This is a genomic window from Acinetobacter terrestris, from assembly GCF_004331155.1.
GTDB classification, from domain to species: domain Bacteria; phylum Pseudomonadota; class Gammaproteobacteria; order Pseudomonadales; family Moraxellaceae; genus Acinetobacter; species Acinetobacter terrestris.
Map to the genome: position 1 here is coordinate 1 of NZ_SJNZ01000005.1, position 16,043 is coordinate 16,043.

11 protein-coding genes and 1 other RNA gene are annotated in these 16,043 nt (G+C 39.0%); 3 read left to right on the top strand and 9 right to left on the bottom strand.

The features are described from left to right. Nucleotides 1–990 precede the first annotated feature (990 nt). Nucleotides 991–1,854, top strand: a complete 864-nt coding sequence (gene tehB / locus E0H81_RS04090) for an SAM-dependent methyltransferase TehB (RefSeq protein WP_131316742.1) — start codon at nucleotides 991–993, stop codon at nucleotides 1,852–1,854. A 562-nt stretch (nucleotides 1,855–2,416) separates the two neighbouring features. Here tehB and E0H81_RS04095 read toward each other — a convergent pair. Further along, nucleotides 2,417–2,650 (bottom strand): hypothetical protein, encoded by a 234-nt coding sequence (locus tag E0H81_RS04095; protein WP_131316744.1) that lies wholly within the window; start codon nucleotides 2,648–2,650, stop codon nucleotides 2,417–2,419. Nucleotides 2,651–3,888: 1,238 nt separating this feature from the next. On the opposite strand from E0H81_RS04095, the gene E0H81_RS04105 reads away from it, so the two are divergent. Then, nucleotides 3,889–5,102 (top strand): IS3 family transposase gene (locus E0H81_RS04105; RefSeq protein ID WP_131316746.1). Its coding sequence is split into 2 segments (ribosomal slippage): nucleotides 3,889–4,216 and nucleotides 4,216–5,102, totalling 1,215 coding nucleotides; the frame shifts between segments, so codons are not numbered across the junction. Nucleotides 5,103–6,889: 1,787 nt separating this feature from the next. Here E0H81_RS04105 and E0H81_RS04110 read toward each other — a convergent pair. From E0H81_RS04110 to ssrA, 5 genes are all read right to left on the bottom strand, one after another. After that, nucleotides 6,890–7,159 carry a hypothetical protein gene (locus tag E0H81_RS04110; RefSeq protein WP_131316748.1) on the bottom strand — a complete coding sequence of 90 codons (270 nt, stop codon included), beginning with the start codon at nucleotides 7,157–7,159 and terminating at the stop codon, nucleotides 6,890–6,892. 115 nt (nucleotides 7,160–7,274) lie between these two features. After that, nucleotides 7,275–7,400, bottom strand: a complete 126-nt coding sequence (locus E0H81_RS16100; protein ID WP_244926497.1) for a hypothetical protein — start codon at nucleotides 7,398–7,400, stop codon at nucleotides 7,275–7,277. A 260-nt stretch (nucleotides 7,401–7,660) separates the two neighbouring features. Continuing rightward, entirely contained in the window at nucleotides 7,661–8,272 is a 612-nt protein-coding gene (locus tag E0H81_RS04115) for a hypothetical protein (protein WP_244926498.1), read from the bottom strand. 1,045 nt (nucleotides 8,273–9,317) lie between these two features. After that, nucleotides 9,318–9,800 carry a VOC family protein gene (locus tag E0H81_RS04120; protein ID WP_171458569.1) on the bottom strand — a complete coding sequence of 161 codons (483 nt, stop codon included), beginning with the start codon at nucleotides 9,798–9,800 and terminating at the stop codon, nucleotides 9,318–9,320. Between the two features lie 681 nt (nucleotides 9,801–10,481). Further along, nucleotides 10,482–10,840, bottom strand: a transfer-messenger RNA (tmRNA) gene (gene ssrA, locus E0H81_RS04125). Nucleotides 10,841–10,971: 131 nt separating this feature from the next. Here ssrA and glpK point away from each other — a divergent pair. Then, complete coding sequence (glpK, locus tag E0H81_RS04130) at nucleotides 10,972–12,456, top strand: glycerol kinase GlpK (RefSeq protein WP_131316752.1); 1,485 nt, start codon at nucleotides 10,972–10,974, stop codon at nucleotides 12,454–12,456. Nucleotides 12,457–12,532: 76 nt separating this feature from the next. Here the strand turns inward: glpK and E0H81_RS04135 are convergent, their stop codons facing one another. The 3 genes from E0H81_RS04135 to E0H81_RS04145 all read right to left on the bottom strand — a co-directional run bounded on the left by E0H81_RS04135 (nucleotide 12,533) and on the right by E0H81_RS04145 (nucleotide 16,007). Then, nucleotides 12,533–14,065, bottom strand: a complete 1,533-nt coding sequence (locus E0H81_RS04135; RefSeq protein ID WP_131267797.1) for a DHA2 family efflux MFS transporter permease subunit — start codon at nucleotides 14,063–14,065, stop codon at nucleotides 12,533–12,535. A gap of 6 nt (nucleotides 14,066–14,071) precedes the next feature. Continuing rightward, nucleotides 14,072–15,223, bottom strand: a complete 1,152-nt coding sequence (locus E0H81_RS04140; protein WP_131316754.1) for an HlyD family secretion protein — start codon at nucleotides 15,221–15,223, stop codon at nucleotides 14,072–14,074. A 286-nt stretch (nucleotides 15,224–15,509) separates the two neighbouring features. Next, on the bottom strand, nucleotides 15,510–16,007 hold the full coding sequence (locus E0H81_RS04145; protein ID WP_131316756.1) for a thioesterase family protein: 498 nt from the start codon (nucleotides 16,005–16,007) through the stop codon (nucleotides 15,510–15,512). Between the last annotated feature and the right edge of the window lie 36 nt (nucleotides 16,008–16,043).

Sequence of the window (16,043 nt, forward strand, 5' to 3'; positions counted from 1 at the left end):
AAGGGCACCAATCTTGGCTCATCAATTTTCTGACAAATATTTCTCAAATAAACTTCGAGTCATTTCTACCATCAATCAATGAAAATAATTTCGATCGATCAACCAGTAAAAATCCACACAAGTTGTTCTTCATAAGCTCTTAATGATCTACCTTGCTCTTCGTCAGAGACAAGTAACAACAAGATAATCTCAACAACTCAGCGCTTCGCGCTTCGTTCGTTTCAACATATCTCGTTGGTATGCGGCGTATTCTATACAGTTTCTCAAGGCGCGCAACCCCTATTTTTACTTATTCGTTATGAGTGTCTATTTTTTCAGCTAATTTGCTAAAAAACCGTATTTCGGTCCATTCTTTAACCATATCTATAATAAACCCTACCTAACAGGAGTATTTAAACTCATTTATATTCCAGCTTTCACATCTAGCATTGTTATTTCTCTCTATTATCTTATTAACAGTTTTTATTTTGACTTTGCTTATTTTGAAGTGAATGACCCCAAAAATGAATTTAGCTAGAAGACTGTAATCAGTCGTGAGTTGTCTGGTATTTTTCTAAAGTCGTTTAGCTCAACTTTAGACAACAAAAAAATAAAGACATCAGAACTCCTCTTTTTATCTCATTATTAGCTTGGTCTAAATCTACTCATTCATTTTCCGAGCAAACCAATTTATTGTACTTACCCAAATTCCACACTTTTTAAATAATGAATGCTAAAGCTAACCATCTTTACAGTTGCACTTTAACAATCAAACTTATTTGTTACTCATTCCTGAAGATCAATTGCGTATACATTTTAATTCTATCTGCATAGATATTCTTTCAACTGATTAATATCAAATTGAGCAAAAAGTAGTCTTAAAAATAAATATCTAAAATAATATGCTGAAAACGCTTAAAGTGGTCTTTACTGTAATTACTTTTCTTATTACCAGAATCATTCAGTAAGTTAAACAAAGATTAATAGGCCATATAAATACGTGAGGACACTATGCAAGAACTTATCTGCTACAGGCAACTTCCCCATTGGACGCATGATTCAATTCCCCAAGCTTTTCAAAGATTACATAATACTAAAGCTGGGACATGGGCAAAACTGACGATATTAAAAGGTGAATTAAATTTTGCGATGTTGAGTGAATCAGGAGAAATACAGTCTGAATATGTTTTTTCTACGACCCATCAACCGCCTTTCATTGAACCTCAAGCATGGCACAAGATTGTTTCCACCAGTCAGGACATTGAATGTCAGCTGAGTTTTTACTGTAAACCCGAAGATTATTTCTCAAAGAAATATCAGATCACGCCTACTCATTCGGAAATTTTAGCGGCAATGCCTGACCTGCATGGTGGGAAAGCACTGGATGTAGGCTGCGGTTCAGGACGGAACTCGCTGTTTTTAAGCCAGCAAGGTTTTGAGGTGGATGCGTGGGATATTAATGAAAATAGCATTCAGAAATTAAACGACATTATTCAGTCCGAACAAATCAGCAATATTCACCCTGCAATTCGTGATTTGAATCTAAATCCTGACATTGATGATCAGTATGATTTTATCTGCTGCACTGTCGTGATGATGTTTGTAGAATCATCAACCATTCCGCCGCTCATTCAGCAGATGCAAAATGCAACCAAACCTCAGGGATTTAATTTGATCGTTTGTGCGATGGATACCGAAGATTATCCGGCTCAGCCTGATTTTCCATTTGCATTTAAACCAGGTGAGTTAAGCGCTTATTATCAGGACTGGACCATTATAAAATATAACGAAAATATCGGAGAGCTCCATCGTGTTGATGAAAATGGAAATCGTATCAAGCAGCGTTTCTCTACCTTATTAGCGCAAAAGACTTAACAAGGTACATCTTGAAATTAAATGCCTATACTAAGTAAATTAAACGCTACTAGAGTAGTTATCATATTTAACCTTACTTTATATAGAGTATTTCACACAACAAAAGGTTCTAAATTTCAATAATTTAGTGCCTTAACTATAATTAATATCTACACATTACTATACAAGTTGAAATCAACTTCATCTACGAACTCACCTTAGCCTACACCTCAAAACAAGAAAAACGCAACCTCATCCACCTTGTCCAGTCCTGCATTTTATTTCAGACAAAATCTACAAATAATTTAATAAAAATTTTGTACATCAAAAAACCACCCGAAGGTGGTTTTATCAAATCTTGAGGTTAGTTGGCCATTTGTCCCAGACCATATATAACAAGCATAAGCATTAAAGTCGAAGATGAAGTTACAAATATTTCTATTGTACTCATTGCTCTCATTCCCTGCTTTTATTTGTTCTTTTTTATACCTATAAATAAGAGCAGGATCAATAATTAATTGAAACAGGATGTAAATATTATGAGAATTATCAACCATAAAATATCTTCACAAGTAGAAATGAATTATTTCTTTTTCCACTCGAATAAAGGTTCGTCATTTGTAGCGACTCCAATTTCACAGCCTAGAAATTTCATATCCACAATACCCGTATCCATTGGAGTAGTGCTAATAAAATGACTTTGCTCCTCGAGTAATTTTTTATAGCTATCGGGACTTATGAATAGATAATTAGGTACTTTATAGTTTTGATCTATGTAATCGAAAAATGCCTGTTTTACTTGTTCTGATAAGTTCATTTTACACCTCCACCGATAACCTAAAATAAGATGCAGAAAACGATCAGGTGGGTCGTTTTTTTACAGCCACCTTATCCGCTTAATTTTTATACATCCAGAATACATGCTCATTTTTCAAACTCAATATCTGATTTGTTCCTTCTCATTAAGCGGCTATAAACTCCAGCTTTCCAACAAGACTCGTACTTTTATACCCTTCAGATTAAAAGTGGCCTTCTAAATACGAGTGAATAGAGAATTCATGATCTGTTTTCAACAACTCTTCCACATAAAAAACCCGATCAATCTTCGCAAGCGACAGGGCTGATATGTATTGTATTACGTTGGTCAAATTGGAGGGAATTTAGTCTGGTTTAGTCTTATCATTCTCCTGATATTCAACTTCAGTAAATATATTGGACTCATAATCGTATGCATGAATACAAAATAATTTACTCAGAAATCTAATCATGGTTTCACCTAGGTTAATAAGTTGATGTTCAAAAATAAAACTATAGATGTAATTGCCGATATACCCATTTTAGGAATTCATTTTTATCCCTTAATGAAGGTGCTAATTTAATATTTACTATTTCTCGACTGCCAAATCTGCCTACAATCTTAGAAGGCGAATCAAGTCTTATTTCAGTTTGAAAATCCTCATGAATGGCCGAGAAGAATTCCAACAATAGATCCAGCTCAGTTTTCGATTTAAAGCCAGGATGCTCTGCAACAAAGTTATACACTTGTTGCAATATATAAAAATTAGCAATATTTTCAATTTTTTAATCAAGTAAGTGATTAATTAAACTATATACTGCATATACCCTTCTTAAAATTTAGAAAATATTTGTTAAGTATTTGCTTATATTTAGTATAAAAAAGCCCATTTTTTAGATGGACTTTTCATTTTTTATTTACAGTATTTATAGTTATTCCGAAAAAGATCAGATAAAAATAAGTTCATATTGGTAATTTATGCATAGCCTTCACTGAGTATTTTAAAGACGACCTGAGTTCGAGGATGCGTAAATGTCTCGTCATCCCTTAAATCAATGACTTTGTCTGTAAGCGCGATTTTAGATAAAGGTATCCATGCTTCGTCGTTACTCGCTTCACTTAGAACTCTTTCATAAATCCGTTCTACGATAATTTCTGTGCCACACTTACTTTTAGCACTCACCTTGTAATAGCCCCCAATTAAAACGGACACTTCTCAATTAAGACCTAGTCATAGCACTAGGGTTAAGGAGTGTTCTATGGAACGTATTGAAGTTATTACATCAGTTCAACGTCGTCGACGTTATTCAGGTCAGGAAAAAGCTCAGTTTGTCGCCATGACCATGCAACCAGGCTCATCCGTTTCCTCTGTTGCCAGACAGTATGGCATCTCACCAAGTTTGCTGTTTAAATGGAAAAGACTTATGCAGGATGGTGGAGTCACTGCCGTGGAAGCCAATGATCAAGTTGTTAGCGTTTCTGACTATAATTCGCTGTTAAAAAAGGTCAAACAGCTGGAGCAAATGCTAGGCCGTAAAACAGTAGAAGCTGAAATTCTCAAAGATGCCTTAGAGATTGCCCAGGCAAAAAAGTACATATCGCACATGCCCTTATTACCACCCAACGATACCCAACACAGCAAATAGCCCATACCTTAGGTGTGTCCAGATCGAACCTTTATCGGCGAATGAAGCAGCCAGAAGCTGCTTCTCGTTTACGATACTCTAAGGCGGATGATATGGTTTTATTACCCATCATTCGGGAGATCTGTGATCAACGGCCGAGTAATGGATATCGACGGGTTACCGCGCATTTAAACCGTTATCTGAAACAGCATGTAATAAAACTTGCTCGGGTCAACCCCAAACGTATTTACCGGATCATGAAGCAGAATCAGTTGCTTCTCACGCAAGACGAGCCATTAAAGAATGACCGGACGCATGATGGGCGAGTTGCAGTATCTGTATCAAACAGCCGCTGGTGTTCGGATGGCTTTGAGATCAAGTGTTGGAATGGTGAGAAAGTACGGGTGATCTTTAGCCTGGATTGCTGTGATCGGGAAATCATGAGTTATCTTGCAACAACTACTGGTATCAGTAGTGACATGGTATGTGATGTACTGGTACAGAGCATGGAAAAACGCTTTGGTGCGGTCAGTTATTTGCCTCAGCCCGTTGAATGGCTGACAGATAATGGCAGTTGTTATATTGCGAAATCGACACGACAATTTGCACATGCACTTGGTTTTCAGATCTGTACCACACCGATTAGAAGTCCACAGAGCAATGGGATGGCGGAAGCCTTTGTAAAGACATTCAAACGGGATTACGTCTATTTGAATGATGTGCCTGATGCTAAAACTGTGCTGAATGCTTTGCCGCTATGGATAGAAGATTACAATTGCAATCATCCACATAGTGGATTAAAAATGAAATCCCCTCGGGAGTTTCGGGCGCTAAAATTAGCGAGTTAACTGTCCGTTTTTACGGGGGCTAATACACACCTCTTTTAATTTGTGAAGTTTAGGCATTTTATCTGTCTCTTATTTTGTTCTAGGCATTATAAAAAAGCATTCAATAAAAATTGTAAATTTTATAATTAAATATGTAATTATTTCTTTAGAATTAGAAACTTATTTTATATTTTTAATAAAATCTGATATCAAGTGTTTCTCATTCATGTGATCGTCTTTTTTCGCCCCCTGATCTAATGCCTTATCAGGTTCTACTTTTCCCTCATAAAAACCATAGGATCTATATAGATACAGATTTTTTTGCTTAAGGAAATCGGAGATATTTTTTCTAGACAAAAAAAAATCCACACTTAGGAAAGTATGGATATAAACTAAAAACACCTTGGGAGGTGCAGAAACTACAGCTAGTTCCTGTTGATTATTTTGTATACTTATCCATCAATTTCCATTGGCGAAATATACCAAAAATTAAAATAATGTTACACAAATCAAATTATTGAAATCCAAATTTAATAATTGAGAGTAAATAAAAAGCCCGATCAATGATCGAGCTTCTAATATTTTTTACACTTTCCTAAACAGGAGTTAAAGTGTAAAAATTAATCCCCACAAACATTACGAATAAACTGGATAAAATCAAATAGGTATCAACAATATTAAAGCTTTTGATGAAATTCCACATATAATAGGAAGGTTAACTCTTGTAATAGTATGTAAAATATACTACATAATTCATGCATAATCAATGAGATGCTAATGCACTCATAGTTTCTACACATAAGACGCGATCTTTGAGCCTTTTCTTTTTTGATCACCTCAATGCAAAACCGTGAATAATAAAAATCCGCTTAACAGAGCCTATTAAGCGGACTTAAATAATTGTTTTTTTCTATTTTTATAGTTGTTTCTTTCTTGGAATAACTAGAAGATATCACTAAAAATTCATTAACAAAGTATAGAGAATATAGATAATCTGTTTTTAAACGTTTACTTTAAGTTGTTTTTTCTTTATCAAAATCAATTATATAAAAAAATTAAAAAAGCCCAATCAAATGATCGAGCTTCGTTTATCTATTATTGCAACAACATTTACTTCCTATTCGCAAGATGGAATAAAGAAGTTTCTGCCTCCATTATCAATATTCTTATTCTTTCTGATTTTTTTCTCTTAAAATCTGCATAAACCTGCATACCCAGTAAAGACAAACCTATCAGAAATATTCCACTTAGAATAATAACCCTTTTTCTATCCATGACTTAACCAGATGCACAATAGTTATTGTAAATCCTAGTTTTACATTCATTCCATACCCAGCAGCAATGGCGGAAAGAACCTATTCACTTTAAAAGTTTTTTGTTACTCATTAATATGGCATTAAACAATGCTGAATACTCCACTCTTTATAATAATTTTAAATGCATATTTAATTTATTTTTATATATCAATAACATAATATTGACTCTAATCCCTATGAGTTAATGGCTCATTAATTAAAAATATTTACCTTTTGTACTCAGCTTTTGATCGCATGATGGATAAACATGTAGACAATAAAAAACCTATTTTGGAGGCATAGATTAGAGCTATTGGAAGCTAACTTGCTATAAAAACTGATATATATTAAATATTTAGTAAGCTTAAGTGCGATTAAAATTAGCTACTGAAAAAAATCAGTTATATTCATTTTTCTTTATATTTATATATGGTGATTTCTATCTTTAATCCTCATAAAAACAGCATATCCGAGATCTTGCAATCTCATGCAGACCTCATTTATTATCTAAATTTAGGAATTTAATTGTTTATATACCCATTCCAAGAAATCAGTTTTATTTCTTAAGGGAGGTGATAAATCGATATTGACTATTTTACGACTTCCAAACATAAGAGTAATTTTAGAAGGTGAATCAAATCTTATCCCTGCTTCATGATCTTGATGAATTTCGGTAAAAAAATCTAATAATTGTTCCTGATTCTTTTTTACTTTAAATCCTGGTCGTACCACAATGAAATTGTAGACTTGCTCCAAGAGATGAAAATTAGCATTTTTGTCCATTTTTTATTATCTATGGAAGTAACTCATGGAGGTTTAATATGCCCGACTTATTAAAAGCTGTTTGTAGAATAAATGTTAATCCACCTATTAAGAAATATTAAACTGGCGACTTAATTTATTTATCTTTATCCATTGAATGAGGTGAAGTCGTTTTATCTTGTTGGGCAGTATCAGTATCGTGTTTCTGACATGCAGTTAAACCTAGCATTGCTACTAATCCCACTATCATGACTAATTTCATTACTTATTATCCTGATGTTGCTTGAAAATTAATAATATAATAATTACTCAGTTACACCGTTTAACTTTTACTGCATAAATGTAAAAAGCCCATCTTTCGATGAGCTTCTCAATTATGAATTTTATCTATACTTCAATCATTATAATAAAGAATTAACCACAGCTCGCATGGCTAATTTTTCTATTAACAGAAAAATAAGTTAACTTTAACTGCTGAATTTAAGGGTTTAAACATACCTGTATTATCCATCTCGACATTCACTACTTGACCGGAATCATTAAGTGCTGGTACGGCGTTCCAGACCACATTACGTAGGGAACAGCGGTGTCCGGCTGAGTATTCTTAGGGTACATGTCGTAGAAGCGCGGTTCAGCACCGACGATCATGACATGGGGTCCAGTCTTGATCCATTGATTGCCAGCAGTGGGTTTCTTGGCATAGGGATCTACATTGCTGGCATCAGTACCCCCTGCAAGCATATACATAAAGCCGACGTTACCCACCGTAGGCGGTTTGTGAGTCATCCAGGCATCTGCCCACTCTAGGGCTGCCTTGTCCATACACATCGGGTCAGGACCTGGTGTAGTTGGATTGTCGGGCATACAAGTAAAACCATTACTGCCTTGGCGCAAGGTGCGCATTTTGCCATCGGCACCTATAGCCATGATCGTGGCTGCTACGCCTACTTGTTTTGGCGCTGCACTCATTGCACTGCTGATGGCATTCTTATCGGCTGCCGAGGAAGTTCCCCCCGAGCTAGCTTTACCTGCCATGGGCTGGTCAGCTGCTAAAGCGGCGGATGCAGACAGCGCAACCCATCCGGCGATAAGTAACACTTTGGGAAAATTCATGGCACATTCTCCTTGAATCATAAGTGATAACACTTGAAATAAGCTGGCACAGACCCGATTGCTTTTCAGCGCTATCTCTTTTAGGGGAGAAAATAAATCGGGGAAGAACAGTCTTTTAGGTTAGTCAAATTTATCGCTAATAGCTTTTCTAACCCGGACTGATTTGCTTACCCAAGCATTTACCTATCCAGTTTTTTTTGTTGCCACTATTGGACTTGAACACAGCAACTACCGAATTGACGCGGAATCAGTGGCAAAGCCTTTTGGGACAACAAGACGTACTTCTAATGATCTATTAGGGTTTCTACATTCATCAAGCTCATCAAGCGCGAATAGATACCAGATGCACCTGTTAGGAACCTAGTAGCTAAATAGCTGACTCAAATACCATGAGGACGCAAGTTGTAGCATTCCTGCATATTCTCCGAATGGCAGAGTACATTTTTAATGGTTAAGTGCGTTTTTAACGCCTCATTAAAGTTATACAGCCTATTTGTCAGAGAGCTAAAACAGCATGAAGCATAGCTATTATTAAATTAGTTAATTTTTAATCATATTTCATTATTACTTCAACCTGATGTACCACAATGCACAGATTTCATAACAAACAAAATTATTGGGACATAATAGATTACACAGCTAAAAAGCTATATTGCGAAGGATTAAGTTAATATTTAACTGAATACGACAACTATTAAATAACGTATAAATATCCGCAAAATAATAGTTAACCTATTAATTCAAATAAAAATACATGATACAAGCTCGCATGTTGAGTTCAGCTTAATTATCTAAAGACATAAAAAAGCTTGATCACCTTAGAGTCAAGCCTTTCCACCTTACAATTCAGTCATATGAACCAAGGATATCAACTGAAATCAACTCACAATCCATGAACTTAAAAGCTAGCTCGGCAATCCAAAATTGATGACATGTGCTATAAATCGAGTGATTGTTTAACTTCATTTATTTAAAAATAGCGGTTAAGTCAGGAGAACTAAACATTACAATTAAACTGCACAGCAGAGCGACATCGACTTAAATGAATTGTTAGATCACCCCTTTCTCAACCACGGAATGCAGCCTCAATTGCGGAAATATCGATTTTCTTCATTGTCATCATTGCATCAAATGCTCGTTTAGCGGCTGCACGGTCAGGACTTGTGAATGCTTTGGTTAGGGCGACCGGTGTAATTTGCCAAGAGATACCCCATTTATCTTTGCACCAACCACACTCACTCTCCTGACCACTGTTACCAACGATCGCATTCCAGTAACGATCCGTTTCTTCTTGGTCTTCGGTCGCAACCTGAAACGAGAATGCTTCGTTGTGCTTGAACGCAGGCCCACCGTTAAGCCCAATACAAGGAATGCCCATGACAGTAAACTCGACTGTGATGATGTCGCCTTCTTTTCCGGATGGATAATCTCCGGGAGCAGCTACTACTGCGCCAATAGATGAATTCGGAAACGTCTCGGCGTAAAATCGTGCAGCGCCCTCGGCGTCGTTATCGTACCAAAGGCATATCGTATTTTTTGCAATATTCATGATTTCACCTCTCTGTTGAGAGCAGGATTAGGTTATTCGGTATAATGGCAACGCGCCCCGTATATCAATCTCACTAAGATATTCGGTACCTTTTTATATTTAACTAAAAATTGGAACAGACCTATTTCATAATTGTATTATTATTGATTTGAATATATTTCTTAGTGATCAAAACTATCGCTTTTCGTAGTGTTTAACAGAAAGATTTATTGATCAAAAAGTATTTAATATACTAATTTATAAAAAATCATTAACTTAGTAAGGCTATAAAATTCAATTACTAAGGATTCATTCACCTCTATAATTCAAAAATGAATAAGCCAGCATCTGGATTTACCGTACCCACCAGTTAGTCATATTTCGATAGCCTTAGCCTTATTGCACCATTTCAATCGATAATCCAATGATGCTCACTCTATTTGACTATTCTTACAGTAATGGAATTGTATAAACTTCCTTAAAAATGGAAATTTAATTTATTTTGAGAAGGGGAAGTTAATCAAGTTCATAAATAATTAAACTTATATTCTTATTAGATTTTTAACCCTTACTTAACCCTTATTTTATTAATTTTAAAAGTATTAAAAGAAAGTTTTCTTTTTTTACACCCAATAAAAAAGCCTTTAAACATTGAGTTTAAAGGCTTTTTTAGATTCCGATGGATTGCTTCGGAAAGAATTTTGGTGGAGGTGGCGGGAGTTGAACCCGCGTCCGCCAGCATTACGCTCGAGAATACTACATGCTTAGATATCGTCTATTGTTTTAACTCTTTGTGACCCGACGAACAGGGTACAAATCGCGATCCTCTTAATTTAGTACAAAGCCCCGAGGCTTGACTTTATACGGCCTTGTGTGCGTGCGCTTCAGTCGGTCTCTCTAACCACAAGTATTCGGAGAGGCGGACAAGCTGCCCTTAGGCAGCTAGAGCGTATGATTCGTCGTTTGCGACTAAAAAATGCAAATTTGATTTACGAGAGAAAATGCGCTCTCGGCATGCATCTATGAGTTTCATCACCAGCGTCGAAGCCAGAAACACCCCCAAAGTACAAAGCGATCATAGCATAAATGTTAAAAATTACGACCTCTTTTCTAAACATTTACACAACTAGATGCGCTTAATTACATTATTGCGCTAATATTTTACTTTTCAAGTCGATTAAAAGAAAAAATTATGAGCTATTTACTTGCACTCGATCAGGGAACCACTTCTAGTCGGGCGATTATTTTCAATGAACATGGACAAGTGCAGGCAACCGCTCAACGTGAAATCCATATCAAGACACCGCATTCGGGCTGGGTGGAACAAGATGCCCAAGAAATCTGGACGACACAAATTGCTGTGGTGCAACAAGCACTCGCCTCTGCCCGCATTCTTGCCAAAGACATTAAAGCCATTGGGCTGACCAATCAGCGAGAAACCACCGTTATTTGGGATAAACGAAATAGCAAGCCACTCGCCCCTGCCATTATCTGGCAAGATCGCCGTGCAACCGAATGGTGTAACCAGCTCACACAACAAAATTTGCAGGATAAAATTCAGCATAAAACAGGTTTACGCATAGACCCCTATTTCAGTGCTGGAAAATTGGTGTGGTTACTGGAAAATGTAAATGGCTTACGCGCTCTTGCCGAACAAGGACATATGGCTTTTGGTACGGTCGATAGCTGGCTGATGTGGAACTTAACCCAAGGTGCTGAACATGTGATTGAAGCCAGCAATGCGTCACGTACCATGCTGATGAATCTGCAAACTCAAACGTGGGATGAAGAACTGCTTGAGCTGTTTAATATCCCCCGTTCCGTTTTACCCGAAATCATTTCCTCAGATAGCTATGTTGCCGACACCGCCACCGGTTTGCTCGGTGCCAATATCCCGATTACCGGTATTTTGGGCGATCAGCAATCTGCGCTTTTTGGTCAATCTTGCTTTGATGTAGGCACAGCGAAAAATACTTACGGTACCGGTTGCTTCATGCTGTTTAATACCGGCCATCAAGTTCAGTTTAGTCAAAACAAATTAATCAGCACACTTGCATGGCAATGCCACGATCAAACCACTTATGCACTGGAAGGCAGCGTGTTTATGGCTGGTGCCATCGTGCAATGGCTGCGTGATGGTTTAGGGATTATTCAAACTAGTAGCGAAGTGGAAAAACTGGCTTGCCAAGTGAATGATACCGACGGCGTGGTGCTTGTGCCTGCCTTTACCGGACTGGGTGCGCCGCATTGGGACAGTGATGCTAGGGCGCTACTTTGCGGAATGTCTCGAGGAACCAACAAAGCCCATATTGCCCGTGCAGCATTGGAATCAATTGCTTTTCAGGTGTCCGATGTGCTCACCGCAATGCAATCCGACATTGCCCATCCGTTGAAAGAATTACGGGTAGATGGTGGTGCCAGTCGCAATGATATGCTGATGCAATTCCAGGCCGATATTCTCAATGTTCCGGTACTGCGCCCGAAAATGCTGGAATCGACTGCATGGGGTGCAGCGGCGATGGCAGGTTTAAAAGCCGGTGTATTTTCCAGCTTGTCAGAGGTTTCCGAATCTTGGCAGTTAGATCGTGCATTTGAACCGAATATGCAGGCGGATCAGCGTCAAAGCCGTTTGAATCAGTGGCAAACCGCTTTAAAACGGACACGGTCAGATATATAAAACTTAACTGCAATATTCCTGATTATAAAAAAAGCCGCTGAATTTAGCGGCTTTTTTATGTCTTAGATGATGAGCATTAATGCGCGTGACCACCGCCACCCATACCCAGTTTGGGCCTTGGCGCAAGCCAAACAATCAATGCAGCAAAAACAAAGACCATCGCTAAAATTAAAAACACATGATTGGCAGAGAGCGTTAATGCCTCTTTATCCACCAGACTGGATATATAGCCCAGCGCACCTTCTGAACTCATGCCACTTTGCATCAGGGTATTCTGAACTTCATCTACATGTAAGTTGGAAACCATCTCACTACGGGCAACTTTAGTGTGGTCATCCCACAACGTTACGGCAATAGAAGCACCGATTGCCCCAGCCATGGTACGCAGGAAGTTCATTAAGCCGGCAGCGGATGCCATTTCATGTGACTGCACCGACGCCAATGCCATATTCGACAAAGGAATAAAGAAAAATGGCACCGCAAAACCTTGCAGAATTTGTGGCCATGCCAATGCCATAAAATCGGAATCGGTGGTCCAGAATGCACGCATCAAGGTCACTGCGGCCAAAAGACTTAAACCAAAACTGGCTAAAATCCGCTGGTCATATTTGGTCGCCATTTTCGCCACAATCGGTGACATCAGCAAACTGCCAAAACCCATGGTTGCAGTGAGATAACCGGCCCATGTTGCGGTATATCCCAAGTTGATTTGCACCCACTGCGGAATCAGGACAATACTGGAGAAAAATGCCCCAAAGGCAAAGGCCAAAGACAATACCGAGAAGGTAAAGCCGCGATATCTAAAAATCTGAATATTGACCACAGGATGCTGTTCGGTCAGCTCCCAGATAATAAACAGGACTAACCCGACGACGGTAATCACCGCCAAGATACAAATAAAAGTACTGTTAAACCAGTCATTTTCATGACCAAGATCAAGCATCAACTGCAATGCGCCAATCCATAAAATCAGCAAAAACAGCCCAATGGTATCAATCCTGATTTTTGAAATTAAAGTTTCTGCCGGTTTTAATAAGCGTAATGCGGCAATCGCACAGAAAATTCCGACGGGAATATTGATAAAGAAAATCCAGTGCCAGGACAGGTTATCACTGATCGAGCCGCCTAAAATCGGACCCAGAATCGGGCCAACGACTGTGGTCATTGCCCACATTCCCATGGCTTGAGATTGCTTTTCCGGAGGGAAAATACGCATCAGCAAGGTCTGACTGAGCGGCATGATTGGCCCGCCAAACAGACCTTGTCCGATCCGGCAGAAGACCAGCATTTCCAGACTGCTGGATAATCCACAAAGAACGGAAAAAACCGTAAAGCCAATCAGGCTGATCACAAACAGTCGCACCGCACCAAAGCGCCCTGCGAGCCATCCGGTTAGCGGAACGCAAATTGCTTCTGCAACCGCATACGAGGTAATGACCCAAGTCCCTTGCGAACTGGACACCGCCAGACTGCCGGTAATATGCGGCACTGAAACATTGGCAATGGTCATATCCAGAACCACCATAAAGTTGGCCAAAGCCAACACAAAGGCAGCAAGGATCAGGCGGCCCCCTTTCAGGTCGCCAAATGGTAGGTAATTATTATTCATCAGCCACTACTTCGAAGCGAGGTTGATTTTCGCTTCCATCGACAAGCCTACGCGTAATGGATGTTCAGCCAGTTCTTTAGGATCAAGGGCAATACGCACCGGTAAACGCTGAACCACTTTAATCCAGTTACCGGTCGCATTTTGTGCAGGAATTAAGGCAAATGCGGAACCTGTACCACCTGAAAATCCAACCACTGTGCCGTGAAACTCAACATCATCGCCATATAGGTCAGAAGTAAGCGTAGCTTTCTGCCCGGCTTGTACTTTTGCCAGCTGGCTTTCTTTAAAGTTGGCATCGACATAGAGTTTATTAATCGGCACCAGCATCATTAATACAGTACCTGCGGCAACACGCTGTCCAACCTGAATATTTCGACGCGCAATCACACCATCAAACGGCGCTTTAATTTCGGTGCGTTCCAGATCAAGCATTGCCTGTTTCAATTTTGCCTGAGCAATCAGTACATCTGGTGTTGAGGTTTCATTACTGCCACGAATTAAGGCTTCATTTGCAGCCAAAGTACTTTGCGCCGCTTTTTGACTGGATTGTGCTTGAGCCAATCCAGCTTTCGCCAAATCCAGTCCGGCCTGAGCATTATTCACGGCACTTTGTGCAGTGCTGAGTTCTTCTTTAGAAATCGCCCCTGAAGCACTGAGCTGTTTACGACGCGCCAAATCATCCTGTGCTTTATTCAGCTCGGCTTGTGCTTTAGCCACCTGAGCCTCTGCACTATGAATACCGTCATCACTGACAAAAACTTGCGAATTTAATGCACTGCTATTGGCTTGAGTCTGCTTGTATTGACGTTTTGCTTTCATCAATTCTGCTTGCGCCTGCGCAAGCGCAATTTCTGCATCACGATTGTCTACACGAACCAGGACATCGCCCTGTTTGACCTGCTGCGTATCGCTGACCAGTACCTGCCCGACCTGACCATTCACCATGGAGGTAATGGATGCGGTTTCTGCACCGACATAGGCATTATCGGTAGTGACTGAACGATTCAAAAATAACGCCCAGATTGCATACAAGATCACTGCAATAATAAAGATTAACGCGACCAGGCTTAAGGCTTTCTTGCGTTTTGTTTTTGCAGTAGTGTCTGAAATTTCTATGTCTGGTTGTGTTTCGGGCAGGGTATTTTGCGCATCTGTCATCGATTATTCCTAAATCCAACAGACTTGGTCACTACACATCATAGCTGCCGTTCTGATTAATCGAGACGAACCGCTATGCAAGACAATGAATGTCAGAAGATGGTGTCAATGAGAAAGTCATTTTTTCTTTAAATATTGCTACGCATTTTAATAACAAAAAATCATGATGCGATAATAAAAATGTAACTCGCCAGTCTTTAAAAATGAATTCGGCACTGAATTTTCATTCAATGCCGAATAAACAGGTTCTTTGCGCTGGTTTTAGCACACTGACCTTAAAGCCAACTTAATAGGCATACGATGCAATTGCAGTGGCAATCGGCTTATCTTCATCATTGACCAAGGTCATGCGCATAGTGCAACCCTTGCGACCTAAACGTAAGGTTTCAGCACGCGCAATAAAATATTTGCCCCGGCCCGGTGCTAAATAATCGACCCGCATATCAACCGTTGCCAAGCGAGTGACTTTTTTAATGGTGTCGGGCAGTTGATCAGGTTCAGCCTTTTTATATAACTCGCCCATTGCAACAATACCGCCGATACTGTCCAAAATCGTTGCCGCTACACCGCCGTGTAAAATCTGAAAAGCGACATTGCCAATCATAAATGGCTGCATTTCAATATAGGCTTCAATTTGACCATCAACGACACGCATGACCATCTCGTTGTGCTTGAAGTAAGGAGAGCTATTGAATGCATGACACAATTGCTTCAGGACCACATCGATATCCACTTTCGAGCCCAAATGAATACTGCCTGTCCACTTTTTATCTGAATCACTCATAATCTGCTCGAATACCTTAATTTGAGAAATAGCTAT

Coding starts and splice junctions, on each gene's coding strand:
- tehB (WP_131316742.1), top strand. CDS start 991: ATGCAAGAACTTATCTGCTACAGGCAACTTCCCCATTGGACGCATGAT.
- E0H81_RS04095 (WP_131316744.1), bottom strand. CDS start 2,650: ATGAACTTATCAGAACAAGTAAAACAGGCATTTTTCGATTACATAGAT.
- E0H81_RS04110 (WP_131316748.1), bottom strand. CDS start 7,159: ATGGACAAAAATGCTAATTTTCATCTCTTGGAGCAAGTCTACAATTTC.
- E0H81_RS16100 (WP_244926497.1), bottom strand. CDS start 7,400: ATGAAATTAGTCATGATAGTGGGATTAGTAGCAATGCTAGGTTTAACT.
- E0H81_RS04115 (WP_244926498.1), bottom strand. CDS start 8,272: ATGATTCAAGGAGAATGTGCCATGAATTTTCCCAAAGTGTTACTTATC.
- E0H81_RS04120 (WP_171458569.1), bottom strand. CDS start 9,800: ATGAATATTGCAAAAAATACGATATGCCTTTGGTACGATAACGACGCC.
- glpK (WP_131316752.1), top strand. CDS start 10,972: ATGAGCTATTTACTTGCACTCGATCAGGGAACCACTTCTAGTCGGGCG.
- E0H81_RS04135 (WP_131267797.1), bottom strand. CDS start 14,065: ATGAATAATAATTACCTACCATTTGGCGACCTGAAAGGGGGCCGCCTG.
- E0H81_RS04140 (WP_131316754.1), bottom strand. CDS start 15,223: ATGACAGATGCGCAAAATACCCTGCCCGAAACACAACCAGACATAGAA.
- E0H81_RS04145 (WP_131316756.1), bottom strand. CDS start 16,007: ATGAGTGATTCAGATAAAAAGTGGACAGGCAGTATTCATTTGGGCTCG.